The following is a 15,894-nucleotide window of genomic DNA, read 5'->3' on the forward strand; positions in this document are numbered from 1 at the left end:
TTTGTGAACTCTCTGTGGAACATTGACAAATAAGGGCTTCAACTTTATATTTAATAAGGTATTAAGGTCGCAGAAGTTGTCTTTTTTTATTAGCTTAAAACAAGCAGTTTGCCACAATTTCGGGGTGTTTACAGCTGCAAAAACGTCAAAAGTGGGGTTGATTATTGATGAATCGGTGGCAGTTTTTAAAACGGCTTACGCCGCTTCTGGCCTTGATGGTATTGGTGCTGTCAGCATGCGGACGAGCAGATTTATCCGCGCTGAATCCCCAGGGGCCCGTAGCGCAAGAGCAATTCGGATTGATGAAGCTCGCATTTTCAATCATGATTGGTGTAGTAGTGGTTGTATTTGCGCTTTGTTTGTTTGTCATTGTTCGTTTTCGCAGACGCAGAGGGGATAAGTCGATTCCCAAGCAGGTCGAAGGTAGCCACAAGCTAGAGATTATTTGGACCGTAATTCCTATTATTCTCTTGATTATTTTGGGTGTTCCTACTGTACAGTCCGTATTTAACCTGTCAAAGGATCATTCAAACGATCCAGATGCGGTTAAAGTTATCGTGACTTCACATCAGTATTGGTGGGAATTCGAGTATCCGGAGCTGGGTATTAAGACTGCACAGGAATTGGTTATTCCGAAAGGCAAGATCATTACGATTGAAGCGAAGACAGCAGACGTGCTTCACTCGTTCTGGGTACCTTCCCTTGCAGGTAAAATTGATACGAATCCTGGCGGCAATGCCAATAGAATGTACTTCTCGGCACCAAAAGAAGGCGTTTACTTGGGAAAATGCGCCGAGCTTTGCGGACCTTCCCACGGCTTGATGGATTTTAAGGTGAAATCGGTTGATGATGCATCGTTCGACCGTTGGGCAGCCGCGCTTCAAAAGCCAGTAGCAATGCCAAGCGATCCGGTAGTTGCCGCTGCTTTCGAAAGCAAATGTCTCGTTTGCCACGCTGTAGGCGACAAAGGCGGACCATTGTATCCGAACCTTACCGGTATCGGAAGTCGTGATTCCGTTGGTGGTATCCTGATTAATACAGATGATCCTAAGTACTCCAATGAAGGTTCCACTTACGACAATCTTCATCGTTGGATTGAAAACCCGGATGACATTAAGCCAGGCAATCTGATGGGCAAGATCGATCTGACGCAGCAAGAGCTTGATGGTATTGCGAAATACTTATCAGAATTAACATTGGATAACGAAAAATAGATCATCGTTGATGAAAAGGAGGTACCAACTTGGCTCAAGGACACGCGGTTAAGCGTTACTCTGGTCTGATGGACTGGTTAACAACGGTTGACCACAAAAAAATCGGTATTTTATATTTGATCGCCGGCGGTTTTTTCTTTCTGGTCGGTGGTTTGGAAGCACTTCTTATTCGGATTCAGCTTTGGAAGCCGCTCAATGATTTCGTTAGTGCGGATACATACAATGAGCTGATTACGATGCACGGTACGACGATGATTTTCTTGGCGGCGATGCCGATGCTGTTCGCTTTAATGAATGCGGTCGTTCCGCTGCAAATTGGCGCACGCGACGTTGCCTTTCCGTTTGTAAATGCACTTGGCTTCTGGACGTTTTTCTTCGGAGCCGTATTATTGAATGTAAGCTGGTTCACAAGCACAGGCGCACCGGCTGCAGGCTGGACGGCCTATGCACCGCTTTCAGGGCCGGCGTTTAGTACTGGACATGGGATGGATTATTATGTTCTCGGTCTTCAGATAGCCGGTATCGGTACGCTAATTGGGGGCATTAACTTCCTGGTAACCATTATTAATATGCGTGCGCCAGGCATGACCTTTATGCGGATGCCGATGTTTACGTGGGCTTCGTTCATTACGTCAGCGCTTATTTTGTTTGCTTTCCCTGCACTTGCTGTAGGCTTGGCAGCATTGATGTTCGACAGAGTATTCGATGCCAACTTCTTCGACCCTAACAATGGCGGTAACGCTGTATTATGGGAGCATATTTTCTGGATTTTCGGACATCCTGAGGTATATATCCTCATTTTGCCTGCCTTCGGTGTTATTTCCGAGGTAATCAGTACGTTCTCGCGTAAACGCCTGTTCGGCTACAGCTCGATGGTGTTCGCGACTATTCTGATCGGCTTTTTGGGCTTCATGGTATGGGCGCATCACATGTTTACAACGGGTCTAGGTCCTGTAGCAAACGCCTTGTTCTCCATAGCAACGATGCTGATTGCGGTACCGACAGGTATCAAAATCTTCAACTGGATCTTTACGATGTGGGGCGGCTCGATCAAGTTTACGAGTGCTAACTTGTATGCGGTTGGATTCATTCCAACCTTCGTTATGGGTGGCGTTACAGGCGTTATGCTTGCAGCTGCGCCAGCGGATTTCCAGTATCACGATACGTATTTCGTCGTTGCGCATTTCCACTACGTTATCGTCGGCGGTCTGATTTTAGGTATTTTCTCCGGTCTTCACTACTGGTGGCCTAAAATGTTCGGTCGCATTCTGAATGAAACGCTTGGAAAATGGACGTTCTGGATGTTCTATATCGGCTTCCATCTGACATTCTTTATTCAGCATTTCCTCGGCTTGCTCGGTATGCCGCGTCGTATTTGGACGTACCTGGACGGCCTTGGATTCAATGAAATGAACCTGATTAGTACAATCGGTGCGATTATGATGGGTATTGGTACGATTATGTTCATCCTGAACGTAGTCATTACGAATGCAAAACCACAAAATGCAGCGGATGATCCGTGGGAGGATGGCCGTACGCTGGAATGGACCATTCCATCGCCGCCTCCGGAGTATAACTTTAAGCAAACTCCGCTTGTTCGCGGCTACGATGCTTATTGGAAAGAAAAAATGGATGGACACAAAGGCATGACACCTGCTGAGCCAATTGGCTCAATTCACATGCCATCTCCTTCTATTCTGCCGTTCACAATGTCGCTTGGCTTGTTCATTACAGGCTTTGGCCTGATGTATTCGAGAGATTGGACGTTCATTACAGAGCATATCGGCTTCTATATTGCCGGTCTTGGCCTGCTTATTACGTTCGGAAGCATGTTCCTTCGCTCGGTATATGATGATCACGGTTTCCACATTGAGCCGGAAGAGTTGGAAGACAAGGGGGTTAAAGCATGAGTTCACATTCACATGCAGAGGGGCAGCTTCCTCATGAGCCCGAGAAAGCCACTCTTGAGGGCCGCAATAAAGTATTAGGCTTTTGGCTATTCCTTGGTGGTGAAACGGTTCTGTTCGGAACGCTGTTCTCAGCGTTCCTTGCCCTTCGCCATCAAGTGCTGGATGGACCGCAGCCGAATGAGCTGTTTAAGCTTTCGCTCGTTGCAGCAGCAACTGCTATTTTGCTTACATCAAGCTTAACTAGCGTATTTGCTATCCAAGCGTTGCATAATCATAATGTAAAAGCGTTAATCAATTGGTTGATCGTAACCGTAGTGCTCGGACTTGGATTTCTTGGACTCGAAATTTATGAGTTTTACCACTATGTGCATGAAGGACATGGCTTTACGACAAGTGCGTTCAGTTCTTCCTTCTATACACTGGTCGGATTCCACGGCGCTCACGTTGCGTTCGGTATCGTCTGGATTTCCAGCATTATCGGGCAGTTGATGAAAAAAGGCCTTACCGTTGTTACCGCTCCTAAAGTGTATGTTGCAGGGATGTACTGGCACTTTATCGACGTAGTTTGGGTATTTATCTTCACCGTCGTTTATTTGATGGGAAAGGTGGTCTAGCCAAATGGCAAGCAATCACTCGACAGCTGAAGAACAGCAGCGTCCCGTTCGCCACAACTCAGAAGGACCTAAGAAGCATGTTATTGCTTTCATTTTCTCCATATTGCTTACACTCGTAGCATTTGCTGCGGTTGCGGCTGGCGAAATCAATAAAAGCTTCATCTATATCATTATTATGGGTTGCGCTATGCTCCAAGTATTCGTACAAATGGCATTCTGGATGCATATGAAGGACCGCGGTCACGTTTTCGCGACGATCGGCATTCTTATGGGTGTATTCATTGCATTCACGTGTATCGTTATGGCAGAATATTGGGTTTGGTGGTAATACAGATTTACAATTGCACAGAGGAGGGTTCCCGGGTGGGTTCCCTCCTCTTTTGCAGAAGATAAAGGGAGGTTGCAGCCATGCTTGGCCTGGAATATTTCAGTTTTGAAGAGTTGTGGACCCCATGGTACATGTTCGGTACAATTGCAGTTGTGATTTTGTATTTTTATTTGAACGGACCATGGCGGGAGAAGCACGCACCGCTTGAGGCGTCTGCAACAGGCAAGCAGCGGTTTATGTTTGTTGTTTCAGCTATTCTCTATTATTTGTGCAATGGCGGGCCGCTTAATTTCCTGGGACATTTAATGTTCACCTTCCATATGTTCAATATGTCGATTTCGTATCTCATTGTGCCGCCAATGCTTATTTTGTCAATTCCTGCATTTATGTGGCGCAAGCTGTTTGCTTCGACAAAATGGCGTTCGCTCCATTTTCTAATGAATCCTATTGTATCGCTTCTGCTGTTTAATCTCTTGTTTTCTTTTTACCACGTTCCAGGCATTCATGACTTTGTCATGACTCACTATACGATTCACCGTATCTATTATTTTGTTATGCTAATTGCTGCGATTATGATGTGGTGGCAGATTGCATGTCCTGTGCCGGAATGGAATCGCCTGACAGATTTGAAGAAGATGGCGTATGTTTTCGCGAATGGCATTTTGCTCACTCCCGCGTGCGCCTTAATTATATTTGCAAGCGCCCCCTTGTATGCGGTATATAATGATCCAAACGTTTGGGTTCTGGCGATGGGTTATTGTGTATCGGGTGATCCGACAAGGCTGCTTACGATGTTCGACGGCCCTCAATTTTTCAATTTAATGGATGTGGTTGAGGATCAGCAGCTTGGCGGGATCGTCATGAAGCTATTGCAAGAAGTCATGTATGGCATTATACTGGCGTATATATTCAAGCAATGGTACAAGCGTGAGCAAAAAGAAGACGATTTGCCTAATACCAATACAGGTACGGCATAATAGATATACGGATTTACCATTTTACCGATATAGGTGGGATCGACATTGGATTGGTATTTTATTCTCCCAACAATAAGCACTTCGTTTATCGTTATTAGTGCGATACTCGTTGCAATCGGTTGGGGACTAATTATTAAGCGGAAGGTTGAGGCGCATAAGAAAGTAATGATTGCAGCTGCTATTGCAGCCATCATCTTCTTTATTATTTACTCCTCACGAACAATCGTTGTCGGCAATACGACATGGGGCGGACCCGACAGCATGCATCTCTATTATGTTATCTTTCTGATTTTCCATATTACGCTCGCAACGGTAGCAGCGGTATTCGGAATTACGACGCTGGTGCTGGGCTTTAAAGAAAAGTATGCCAAGCATATGAAGTGGGGACGCGTAACGTCGATCATCTGGTTTTTAACAGCGATTACTGGCGTATTTGTTTATGTACTGCTCTATTTATTGTATCCAGGCGGGCATACAAAGCCGATGATTGACGCTATATTTGGTCTATAAGGTCTAAAATCACGACAACGAAGCCGCGAAGCTGATTCGCGGCTTTGCTGTATTAAGGGGGGCTTGCTATGCCTAGAGAGATTCATGCAGATGAGCTGGCGGCGCTCAAGGAAATTGCCGAAATGCTCAATTCAATGAATGATATGAAGGTCATGCTAAATGCGGTGCTGGTGAAGCTGCTTGAGGTCACGAGCTTTACGACGGGCTGGATCTTCTTGCTTGATGAGCATTCAGACAGCATATGCGCAGCGGCGCAAAATCTTCCTTCGACCCTTGCTGCAAACGATAATGAGGCGATGTGCGGAGAAGGCTGCTGGTGCACCGAAAGCTATCGGCAAAATAAGCTGAACCGCGCGGTCAACATTATTGAATGCTCACGAATCGTATATGCTGCGGAAATCAATTCCGGCGATAAAGGCGGCTTGACCCATCATGCGACGGTACCACTGAAAGCAGGGGCAGAAAGCTTTGGACTGCTGAATGCAGCGCAGGCGGGCAAGGATTTTTTTTCGAATGAGGAGCTGGCTCTACTACAGGCGGTTGCCTACCAAATAGGAACAGCAATTAAGCGTATCCGCCTATATCAGGCACAGGAGCGAAGCGCGCTGCTTTATGCGAAGCTTGGGGATGTTATTACGCGAATCCATGCTGTGCAGGACATTAGCGAGCTTCCACTTAAAGCCATAGAACATATAGCTGAAGCGTTCAATTGGCCGCAAATGGCTTTATTCGTCTATGAGCAGGATAAGCTCTCGCTTCGTGCTAATTACGATGGACGGCAGACGAGGGAAGGCTGGCAGCAGCTTGATTGTGAACAGGGAGGTCTTGTTGCCGAAGCGTTTCACCATAATCGTCTCGTCGTTGCCGTGGATAGCAAGGAGGAAACGGTTGTGCCGCTAACAGCTGCGGGGCTAAAGACATTCTCATCAGCCGTGGCGATTCCGCTGCGAAGGGGAGGCTGTCCGTATGGTGTTTTGTTCATTAGCAGTATGGATAATGGGCAGTTCGATCATTATCCTGAGGAATTTATGTATGCGCTCGGTGAGCATTTGACGCTCAGCATTGATAATTTGAGAGTCATTGAGCAGCGCAGGGAGCTTGCTCGTATGGAGGAAAGAATCCGAGTGGCAAGAGATTTGCATGATTCGGTGATGCAGAAAATATTTTCGATGTCCTTTATCGCTAAAGGGGCAGAAAAGATTCTTGGCGGTAAAGAGCCGATTGTGGAGCGCTCGCTTCAGGAAATTTCCAGCTTGTCGCAGGAGACGCTTGGGGAGATGCGTAGCCTTATTTGGCAGCTGCATCCGGCTGGTTTGGAGAATGGGCTGCTGCCTGCGCTTAAGCAATACGGTGAAAGGATGGAGCTTACTGTACATACGAAGGCAGAAGGGCTGAAGGAGATGCCCCGAATGCTGGAGGAGGGGCTGTGGCGAATTGGTCAGGAAGGGCTCAACAACATTCGAAAGCATGCTGGTGTGAATGAGGCCTATATTCGAATGGTGAAATCGGAGCGGGCAGTATTGCTGGAAATTGAGGATCATGGGCGAGGCTTTTCACCTGATGAGCTGAATGGACAGACGATGGGGATGCTGTCTATGCGTGAAAGAGCGGAGGCGCTCGGCGGTGAATTTATGATTCATAGTGAGATAGGGCAGCGAACGGTTATTCGAGTTAGCATGTCGCTGGCATCAGAGGAGAGCGACCGATGAAAATTAGGCTTTTACTCGTGGACGATCATCAAATTGTTTTGAAGGGCATTGCTTTTTTTCTGAGCTTGCAGCCGGATTTTGAAATTGTCGGAGAGGCAGCCAATGGACAGGAAGCGGTGGAGAAAGCGGCTGAGCTGCAGCCGGATCTGATCTTGATGGATTTGCAAATGCCTGTTATGGACGGCATAGAAGCAAGCCGAATCATTGCCGAGCAGCATCCGGGGATAAAGGTGCTGGTGCTGACCAGCTTCGCTGACCGCAGCCATATTGTACCTGCTCTACAGGCGGGGGCAATTGGCTACATGCTGAAGGATGTCGCACCGGATCAACTAGCGGAGGCGATACGGAGCGCCTATAAAGGCAATATTCAGCTGCATCCCGATATTACCGGCGTGTTAATTGGTGCGGGAGCAGCCTCTTCACCGCTCGATGATATAGAGGAGCGCTTATTCCATTCGCCCCTGCAAGCAGAGTCGAAGCGCGATGGATCGCGATCCAAGTCAGATCAAATAGCCTTTGCTTCGCTGACGCCCCGTGAAACGGAGGTGCTCAGGCAATTGATGAAAGGAAGCAGCAATAAAGAAATTGCCCAGGCATTAGTCGTTGCTGAAAAAACAGTCAAAACACACGTCAGCAGCATTCTTGGCAAGCTTGATGTAACGGATCGAACACAGGCTGCGCTGCGTGGCATTCATTATTTGGGCCCGGAGGCGTAAGTCTGGACTTAAGCCCTCCGCGCCTCTAAGCTGGCGATTTTCATGCTATTGGCCGATGATTTGTGAGCACAAGGCTTGTAAAATAAAGCTTATCACAAATACACAATAGAGAAGCTGCCCGAATAGAGCGCTTTTTTACGGAGGGAATATTGATTATGAGTACTGTACTTTTTGTAAAAGCAAATGATCGTGGCTTAGACCAAGCGGTTAGCGTAAAGCTTTATCAAGCTTTTCTCGATTCATATAAAGAAACACATCCGAATGATGTCGTGACAGAGCTCGATTTGTTCCAAGAAGAGCTTCCGTATATGAATGCTAATATGATTAACGGCAATTTCAAGGCGCCACGCGGCTATGAGCTGACACCAGAAGAGCAAGCAGCGGTTGACGTTTCCGGCAAATATATTGATCAATTTCTTGCGGCGGATAAAGTTGTTTTCGGCTTCCCGCTGTGGAATTTGACGATTCCTGCTGTGCTGCACACTTATATTGACTACATTTACCAAGCAGGCAAAACATTTAAATATACCGAGCAAGGTCCAGTTGGCCTTATTCCTGATAAGAAGGTTGCTCTGCTTAATGCAAGAGGCGGCGTATACTCCGAAGGTCCGGCAGCGGCAGCAGAAATGTCCCTCAATTATGTCCGCAACATTATGCAGTTTTTCGGCGTAACGAATTTCGAAATCGTGATTGCAGAAGGTCACAACCAAATGCCAAATGAAGCGGAAGCGATTGTTGCTCATGCCATTGAAGAAGCGAAAGCAGCAGCAGCGCGTTTCTAATTTGCAGCATATAATGGAAAGTAGTAAAGCCTTGTCCAGTGCCTAATAGGTGCTGGACAAGGCTTTTTTGTCTTACTGCTGCCGGATCGTTCGGATAGAGTAGTAAAGCAGAATAAGGCAGCAAAGCAGCTTTGTAAAAATTTGCTGGCGATGGATTGACAACGAAAGAGGGTGTGTTTATACTGTGTATAAAGATATATACAGTATACAGAGTGACAGGAGGAAAGCTTGTGAGTATGTGGCAAGGGGCATGTCATATTTTAATTTACGAATTGCGGAAGACTCGTTGGGGTTTTCTAGGCTCGTTCTTTTTAGCTTTATATTTGGCGATTATTGGGGGGGCGCTCTTCCAGCTAGATGAGCCGCTGGTTGTGGCAGCCGAGTATTGGCCCATTGATTTTGTTTTTCTCACGACGCTTCCTTGTTTAGGCTTTGTGCTGAGCCATACGAATATGCTCTCTTGGCGTCAAGATACCTTTAGCGGGAAGCTGGCTGAATGGCGCATCTTGCCGATATCGCTGCCTCAGTTAATTTGGGGAAGGCTGCTGCAAATTGTGGTTATACTGCTTCCGATGCAGATTGTTTTTTTCCTCAGTCAGTATTTTTGGGTTAATGGGATGAAAGAAACGATTTCTCCGGGCTCTTATATTTTATTCGGATTATTCTGGTTTCTATACTCACTTGGTATGGCAGCAACCTATGCCATTTGGGAGTACGGCTACAGTGGAAAAACGTATATGCTCGTTTGTATAGTCTATAGCGTTTTTTATCTGTTGCTCACGTTCTTGCTTAGTGTCAATGATATTTCGATTGTCCAAAGCTTGTTAAGTGCAATGGAAAATGGCGAGTGGTGGTATTTGTTAATCGGATTATTGATAAGTATCGTTGGCATTGCCGTCAGCTATATGAGTCTTAAACGCCGTTTGGAAACACGAAGCTTTTAAAAAGCAAGACATTCAGTAATTAAGCAAAGAAGGTGAAGCCGTGTGGCTGCCGATTCAAATTAATGAGCAAAGCGCAGAACCGCTTTATTATCAAATAGAAGTACAGCTGAAAGCGCTGATTGTTAGTGGACAACTGGCCGAAGGAACGCTGCTCCCGTCTATTCGGGAGTTTGCACAATCGTTGAAATGCAGCGTCATTACCGTTCGACGGGTTTATCAGGATTTGGAGTCGGAAGGGCTGCTGCGAACGAGGCAGGGAACGGGAACCTACGTTGCTGCGGTTGAGCAGGGTGATCGTGATCGCTATCGGCTAAATGCTGTAGTTGAAGCATTCGAGACAGCAATTACAGCGGGACAGCGAGTGAAGTGCTCCCGCGAGGAACTGGAACGGATTTTTCGCGAGCAGTTGGAGAAGCTTTTTAAGGATTAAGCATAGAGGGAGGGCAAGTCATGAGCAACGATATTGCTATACGAATACACGAAGTAGAGCTGCGGCATGAGCGGTTCCAACTGGGCCCTTATTCACTGGAAGTACCGAAGGGCTGCGTCACCGCAATTGTTGGTCCGAATGGCTCGGGCAAAAGCTCGACCTTCCGAATGCTGCTGAACCTGATTAAGCCGGATAAGGGCGAGCTGAGCATTCTCGGACATTCTATTGCAGATCACAAGGATATGGGATGGAAAAATAAAATCGGTTATGTACCAGAGCTGTTTGGCAGCCATGATAATAGGTTAAGAGCCTCGGACAAGACGGAATTTGTGCGAAAATGGTATCCGAATTGGGATGTAAACCTGTATCGTGAAATTTTGCGAATGTTCGAGGTCGATGACAGCATCAGGCTTGGCAAAATGTCCAAGGGGACGCGGCGCAAGTATGAATTTGCACTTGTGCTTGCCCATCGCCCTGAGCTGCTGCTCCTTGATGAGCCTTCCTCTGGCTTCGATCCGTTGGCTTGGCGCAGCATGATGAGCTTTCTGCACAATTATATGAATGATGGAGAGCGGACGATTCTTATGGCCTCCCACGTTGTAGAGGAGGTAAAGCGTCTCGCGGATTATATCGTCTTTATGTCGCAGGGCCGTATACTCGGCATGTACGAGAAAGATGAGCTGCTTAGCAGCTGGCATATGTTTTATGTGAGTGGCAGCTCGCTTGATGGTAGGGATGTCAAGAGCATCCCCGGCGATTGCATAATCGAGGATGCAGGCGGCGGAAATATGCAAATCATTACGCGGCAGGCACGGGACACCGAGCGGTGGCTGGAGCAGTCGGGCATTCAGATCATGGGGCGGCAGCCGCTCGACCTTGATGATATTTTGGCGATCTTAATTGATCAGGACAGACAGCATATTAGAGCATAATAACGAGGAGGCTACGACGATGAATCCATTAAAAATCGAACAAATTTATAAGCAATATGGCGATAAAACAGCCGTAAATGGCATTAGTCTAGAAGTAGGAGAAGGAGAAATTTACGGCCTGCTAGGTGCGAATGGCGCGGGCAAAACGACGACGATGCGTATGGTGCTGGGACTTATTTTTCCCGATGGGGGCCAAATTTTATATAACGGTAAGCCATACAGCCATAATCAGCTGCAAATGCTCGGTTATTTGCCGGAGGAGAGGGGCATGTATCCGCGTGTTCGTGTAAGCGACCAACTGCTGTACTTGGCGAAGCTGCGGGGGATGTCGAAGCGGGATGCCGATCAAAGCCTAAAGTATTGGCTGGAAAAATTCGGCGTGCCGGAATATTACAATAAGAAGCTGGAGGAGCTGTCGAAGGGCAACCAGCAGAAAATCCAGTTTATCGCCTCGGTCATTCATAAGCCGAAAATCGTCATTCTGGATGAAGCCTTTAGCGGGCTTGACCCCGTGAACGTAGAGCTGCTGAAGGCTGCGGTGAAGGAGCTCCGTGAAGAAGGCACGACTATGCTGTTCTCGACACACCGTATGGAGCATGTGGAGGAGCTGTGCCGCAATATTACGATTATGCACCGCTCGAACGCGGTGCTGCAAGGCAATCTTAAGGAGCTCAAGGGGCAGTATCCACGCGAGCGCGTCATGCTGGGAACCGAGCGCACCGTGAAGGGGCTGGAGACGCTGAAAGGCGTAACGAATGTGCAGCGCAATGAATCAGGCTACGAGCTCCGAATTGAGAACGAAGCGGCGGGCGGGCTTATTTTACGCCATGCGATGGAGCAGACAGAGGTTCGACGCTTTGAGATAATGGAGCCAACCTTAAACGAAATCTTTATAAAATTGGTGGGTGAAAAGCATGAGTAATTTTTGGACAGTCGTCAGCTTTACCGTTCGCAATAAGTTTCGGACTAAATCCTTTCTCGTTATGACATTGATCTTCGCAATCATTATTACGATTGGCGCTAATTTGCCTTATCTAATTTCCTTATTTAACAATGACAGTGTAAAAACGGCCTCGATCGGCTATATTCAGTCGGAAGCGGGCAGCGCGGCCGAAGGAACAAAGCTTGCCGAGCAGCTCAAAGCTTATTATTCGCAGCAGGAGCAGCCTAATGTGGTGCTGGTTGATTTTGCGGACACAGGCACGGATGCTGGCAATGAGCAGGCACTTAAGCAGGGCATTATTGATCAGAAAATTAAAGGGTATTTGACCTTTGGCGACGTTCAGGCCAATGGCCTGCCAGCTGTAACTTATAAGTCTGAGAAGCTGATGGATGAATCCACAACTCGTTCGCTGCAAGGTGCTCTGCAAACGATCCGCACCGAAATGATTTTCAAGGAAGCGGGACTGAGCGAGGAGCAGAAGGTGCAGCTATTCGCGCCAGTTTCAATTGAAACGATGCAAATTGCTGCGGAAGCGGGAACAGGGTCTAATACTGATGGTTTATCGCCACAGCAGCAAGCGGTCAATATGGGACTCGTATCCATTATCGTCATTATGCTGTTCTTCGTCATTATGGTGACGGGGCAACTGATTGCGACAGAAATTACATCGGAGAAGGGCTCGCGGGTTATGGAAATACTCATTACTAGCGTATCGCCGCTGACGCAAATGTTCGGAAAGGTGTTCGGCATGTTCCTCGTCGGCTTGTTCCAACTGGTGCTGTATGGAGCCGTAATGATCATTAATTTATCGTTGCCGCAAAATAAAAATGCGTTTATGAATTGGAACATTGATTTCAATCAAATTAACCCATCGCTGATTGTATATGCAATCATCTACTACTTGGCAGGCTATTTCCTATATGCGATGCTGTATGCGGCGATTGGCTCCATTGTAAGCCGGACGGAAGATTTGGCGCAGGCAGTTATGCCGATTACAATTCTGTCGCTAGCAGGCTTCTACATTAGCACATTCAGCATTTCTAATCCGGATACGATGCTCGTGAAGGTTGCTTCCTATGTGCCGTTCTTCTCGCCATTCGTCATGATGCTGCGAATTGGACTGACGAACCCGCCAGTGTGGCAGGTGCTGCTGTCGTTGGGCATTTTGTTCGTATCCATCTACATCTTCGGCTGGCTGGGCGCGAAAATCTATCGCACCGGCGTCCTGATGTACGGCAAGCGCCCGACTTTTAAAGAACTGATTAAGGCTATGCGTGCGTATAAGGTTTAAATTGTTTTTGAAAGTAAGTTGTAAGATTCTATTATAACTGAGACAAAGTACAATACATGTTTGAGACAACCAAAACCCTTGATACATCAGGAGATACCGATGTATCAAGGGTTTTTTATGACCGAAAAGGGCTGGATCAATTAAATAAAAACTTAAGTATATTAGATGATCAGGTTTTTTTGCGTTTAAGCTCAGGCTAGTATAGAAGAGGATAGAATAGTTCATGCATAAGTTAATTTTCTACATTCTATATGAATAAGGCATAACTTAGAATGAAAGAGTCTTTTTAGTGAGGGAGGACGATGAAACTTGTTGAATAACGGACAAAAAAATAAATTATGGTATAAAGAGCCGGCCTCGGAGTGGAATGAGGCGCTTCCTATTGGCAATGGTCGATTAGGTGCGATGATCTTTGGTGGCGTATATGAAGAGAAGCTTCAACTAAATGAGGATACGGTGTGGTACGGCGGACCGCGGGATAGGAATAATGAAGATGCGCTGCCTCATTTGCCGCAGCTGCGGGAGCTGTTAATGCAAGGACGGCTGAAGGAAGCCGAGGAGCTCGCAGCCCTTACACTGCCGGGTCTGCCGGAAACCCAGCGGCATTATTTGCCGCTCGGTGATCTGCTCCTTACGATGGGTGGACATGACCAAGAGGCTAAGGATTACCGGCGGGAGCTGGATTTGTCTGACGGAGTGGCAAGGGTCAGTTATCGTATAGGTGCTGCAAGCTGCACCCGGGAGCTGTTCGCCAGTCATCCTGACCAGACGATTGTGCTGCGGTTTACTGCCGATACACCAGGAGCGATATCACTGAAGGCCCGATTCAACCGCAATCAGTGGAGGTATATGGAGAAGACGGAAAAATGGGGTCATAACGGACTGGTCATGAAAGGCGAATGCGGGGGTGAAGGGGGAAGTCAGTTCCGGGTGGTGCTTAAGGCTGTCCTTGAAGGGGGAAGCTGCCGGACGGTTGGTGAGCATCTCCTTATTGAGAAGGCGGACAGTGTAACCTTATTGCTGATGGCGGCTACTACCTTTCGTTACAACGATCCCGAGACACACTGCAAATTACAGCTAAGCGCATTGGAGAAGCTGCCGTATAATGAATTACTCGTTCGGCACACTCAGGATTACAAAGCCCTATATAATCGGGTGGAGCTAGAGCTTCCGGCGGATAATGGCGGGGCAATGGTCGAGCTGCCAACTGATGAAAGGCTAGGCAGGTTCAAGGAAGGGAAGGCGGACAATGGTTTAGTCGCCCTTTACTTTCAGTATGGGCGCTATCTGCTGATCTCCTCCAGTCGTCCCGGTTCTTTGCCAGCTAATTTGCAGGGCATCTGGAATGACAGTTTTCTGCCGCCATGGGACAGTAAATATACGATTAATATTAATACTCAGATGAACTACTGGCTGGCGGAAAATAGTAATTTAGCGGATTGTCACGAGCCTTTATTTGAGCTGATTGAACGGATGAGAGAGCCTGGCCGCCGCACAGCTAGAGTCATGTATGACTGCGGAGGCTTTACAGCCCATCATAATACAGACATCTGGGCGGATACCGCCCCGCAGGATACTTATTTGCCGGCTTCCTTCTGGCCGATGGGCGCAGCATGGCTCTGCCTGCATCTCTGGGAGCATTATCGTTTTGGAAAGGATTGCTCCTTTCTGGAACAGGCCTATGAAACCATGAAGGAGGCGGCAGAGTTTTTACTGGATTATTTAATAGAAGATACAGAAGGAAGGCTGGTCACCTGTCCATCTGTATCTCCTGAGAACCGTTACTCCTTGCCCGGAGGGGAGAGCGGTGTACTCTGCGTGGGTGCCTCTATGGATTTTCAAATCATTAGGGCTTTGTTCGGCGCTTGCATAAGCAGCAGTGAAATTCTGAATCGGGATCAGCCGTTCGCTGAAGAGCTTGCCGCAGCGCTGAAACGGCTGCCGCTGCCGCAGATCGGCAAATATGGACAGGTTCAGGAATGGATGGAGGATTATGAGGAGTCGGAACCGGGTCACCGTCATATTTCCCATCTGTTTGCCCTCTATCCTGGCGACGAGTTTAATCTGGAGCAGACGCCAGAGCTTGCGGCTGCATCCCGTGTAACACTGGAGCGCAGGCTGAGCGCCGGCGGCGGGCACACGGGATGGAGCCGTGCCTGGATTATTAATTTTTGGGCACGTCTTCAGGATGGGGAGAAAGCTCTCTCCAATGTTGTGGCATTATTAGATCATTCGACACTGCCTAATCTGTTCGACAATCATCCGCCGTTTCAAATAGACGGCAACTTTGGTGGAGCGGCAGGCATCGCCGAGATGCTTTTGCAGAGTCATACTGGGGAAATTCTGCTCCTGCCAGCTCTGCCGGAGGCATGGAGCACTGGCTTTTTCCGTGGTCTTAGAGCGCGTGGAGGATTTACTGTAAGCTTGCAGTGGTCGGAATTGAAGGTGGTAGAGGTCAGGGTAGCGTGTACAGAGGCTGGCCTATGCACAATAAGCGGGCCGGGTCTCGCGAGGATTGAATTTATGGCTAAAGCGGGACACACCTATTCCTTCTCATCGAACAAGGAAATTCATTTATAGTCTTATTAGCCTTA

At 47.6% G+C, this 15,894-nt stretch carries 15 protein-coding genes; all 15 read left to right on the forward strand.

The features are described from left to right. The first annotated feature begins 164 nt into the window (after window positions 1–164). The 15 genes from coxB (at window position 165) to V5J77_RS05335 (ending at window position 15,880) form a co-directional block, all read left to right on the forward strand. A complete protein-coding gene (gene coxB, locus V5J77_RS05265) occupies window positions 165–1,214 on the forward strand; it encodes a cytochrome c oxidase subunit II (RefSeq protein WP_338554742.1) in 1,050 nt (349 codons plus the stop codon). Between the two features lie 68 nt (window positions 1,215–1,282). Further along, the gene (ctaD, locus tag V5J77_RS05270) at window positions 1,283–3,124 is read left to right on the forward strand and encodes a cytochrome c oxidase subunit I (protein ID WP_338556565.1); all 1,842 of its coding nucleotides are present in this window, start codon (window positions 1,283–1,285) and stop codon (window positions 3,122–3,124) included. Then, window positions 3,121–3,738: a cytochrome (ubi)quinol oxidase subunit III gene (locus V5J77_RS05275; RefSeq protein WP_338554743.1), complete on the forward strand. Its 618-nt coding sequence runs from the start codon at window positions 3,121–3,123 to the stop codon at window positions 3,736–3,738. Before ctaD ends, V5J77_RS05275 begins: the two co-directional genes overlap by 4 nt. A 4-nt stretch (window positions 3,739–3,742) precedes the next feature. Further along, window positions 3,743–4,066, forward strand: coding sequence for a cytochrome C oxidase subunit IV family protein (locus V5J77_RS05280; RefSeq protein ID WP_338554744.1), 324 nt, complete (start codon window positions 3,743–3,745; stop codon window positions 4,064–4,066). Window positions 4,067–4,146: 80 nt separating this feature from the next. Next, window positions 4,147–5,043, forward strand: coding sequence for a cytochrome c oxidase assembly factor CtaG (ctaG, locus tag V5J77_RS05285; RefSeq protein WP_338554745.1), 897 nt, complete (start codon window positions 4,147–4,149; stop codon window positions 5,041–5,043). Window positions 5,044–5,088: 45 nt separating this feature from the next. Next, window positions 5,089–5,553 (forward strand): DUF420 domain-containing protein, encoded by a 465-nt coding sequence (locus tag V5J77_RS05290; protein WP_338554746.1) that lies wholly within the window; start codon window positions 5,089–5,091, stop codon window positions 5,551–5,553. A 68-nt stretch (window positions 5,554–5,621) separates the two neighbouring features. Further along, entirely contained in the window at window positions 5,622–7,262 is a 1,641-nt protein-coding gene (locus V5J77_RS05295; protein WP_338554747.1) for a GAF domain-containing sensor histidine kinase, read from the forward strand. Continuing rightward, window positions 7,259–7,978 carry a response regulator transcription factor gene (locus V5J77_RS05300; RefSeq protein WP_338554748.1) on the forward strand — a complete coding sequence of 240 codons (720 nt, stop codon included), beginning with the start codon at window positions 7,259–7,261 and terminating at the stop codon, window positions 7,976–7,978. The genes V5J77_RS05295 and V5J77_RS05300 overlap by 4 nt, the downstream gene beginning before the upstream one ends. 155 nt (window positions 7,979–8,133) lie before the next feature. Further along, on the forward strand, window positions 8,134–8,760 hold the full coding sequence (locus V5J77_RS05305) for an FMN-dependent NADH-azoreductase (RefSeq protein ID WP_338554749.1): 627 nt from the start codon (window positions 8,134–8,136) through the stop codon (window positions 8,758–8,760). A 230-nt stretch (window positions 8,761–8,990) separates the two neighbouring features. After that, window positions 8,991–9,704, forward strand: coding sequence for a hypothetical protein (locus tag V5J77_RS05310; protein ID WP_338554750.1), 714 nt, complete (start codon window positions 8,991–8,993; stop codon window positions 9,702–9,704). Window positions 9,705–9,744: 40 nt separating this feature from the next. Continuing rightward, on the forward strand, window positions 9,745–10,134 hold the full coding sequence (locus V5J77_RS05315) for a GntR family transcriptional regulator (RefSeq protein WP_338554751.1): 390 nt from the start codon (window positions 9,745–9,747) through the stop codon (window positions 10,132–10,134). Between the two features lie 20 nt (window positions 10,135–10,154). After that, window positions 10,155–11,066, forward strand: a complete 912-nt coding sequence (locus V5J77_RS05320) for an ABC transporter ATP-binding protein (RefSeq protein ID WP_338554752.1) — start codon at window positions 10,155–10,157, stop codon at window positions 11,064–11,066. A gap of 19 nt (window positions 11,067–11,085) precedes the next feature. Further along, window positions 11,086–11,988 (forward strand): ABC transporter ATP-binding protein, encoded by a 903-nt coding sequence (locus tag V5J77_RS05325; protein ID WP_338554753.1) that lies wholly within the window; start codon window positions 11,086–11,088, stop codon window positions 11,986–11,988. After that, entirely contained in the window at window positions 11,981–13,300 is a 1,320-nt protein-coding gene (locus tag V5J77_RS05330) for an ABC transporter permease (RefSeq protein ID WP_338554754.1), read from the forward strand. The genes V5J77_RS05325 and V5J77_RS05330 overlap by 8 nt, the downstream gene beginning before the upstream one ends. Before the next feature lie 309 nt (window positions 13,301–13,609). Then, window positions 13,610–15,880: a glycoside hydrolase family 95 protein gene (locus tag V5J77_RS05335; RefSeq protein ID WP_338554755.1), complete on the forward strand. Its 2,271-nt coding sequence runs from the start codon at window positions 13,610–13,612 to the stop codon at window positions 15,878–15,880. Window positions 15,881–15,894 lie beyond the last annotated feature (14 nt).

The sequence above is a fragment of the Paenibacillus sp. KS-LC4 genome (genome assembly GCF_036894955.1).
Lineage (GTDB): Bacteria > Bacillota > Bacilli > Paenibacillales > Paenibacillaceae > Pristimantibacillus.

Excerpts from the sequence above, each read along its gene's own strand:
- ctaD (WP_338556565.1), top strand. The coding sequence starts at position 1,283 with ATGGACTGGTTAACAACGGTTGACCACAAAAAAATCGGTATTTTATAT.
- V5J77_RS05275 (WP_338554743.1), top strand. The coding sequence starts at position 3,121 with ATGAGTTCACATTCACATGCAGAGGGGCAGCTTCCTCATGAGCCCGAG.
- V5J77_RS05280 (WP_338554744.1), top strand. The coding sequence starts at position 3,743 with ATGGCAAGCAATCACTCGACAGCTGAAGAACAGCAGCGTCCCGTTCGC.
- ctaG (WP_338554745.1), top strand. The coding sequence starts at position 4,147 with ATGCTTGGCCTGGAATATTTCAGTTTTGAAGAGTTGTGGACCCCATGG.
- V5J77_RS05295 (WP_338554747.1), top strand. The coding sequence starts at position 5,622 with ATGCCTAGAGAGATTCATGCAGATGAGCTGGCGGCGCTCAAGGAAATT.
- V5J77_RS05300 (WP_338554748.1), top strand. The coding sequence starts at position 7,259 with ATGAAAATTAGGCTTTTACTCGTGGACGATCATCAAATTGTTTTGAAG.
- V5J77_RS05305 (WP_338554749.1), top strand. The coding sequence starts at position 8,134 with ATGAGTACTGTACTTTTTGTAAAAGCAAATGATCGTGGCTTAGACCAA.
- V5J77_RS05320 (WP_338554752.1), top strand. The coding sequence starts at position 10,155 with ATGAGCAACGATATTGCTATACGAATACACGAAGTAGAGCTGCGGCAT.
- V5J77_RS05325 (WP_338554753.1), top strand. The coding sequence starts at position 11,086 with ATGAATCCATTAAAAATCGAACAAATTTATAAGCAATATGGCGATAAA.
- V5J77_RS05330 (WP_338554754.1), top strand. The coding sequence starts at position 11,981 with ATGAGTAATTTTTGGACAGTCGTCAGCTTTACCGTTCGCAATAAGTTT.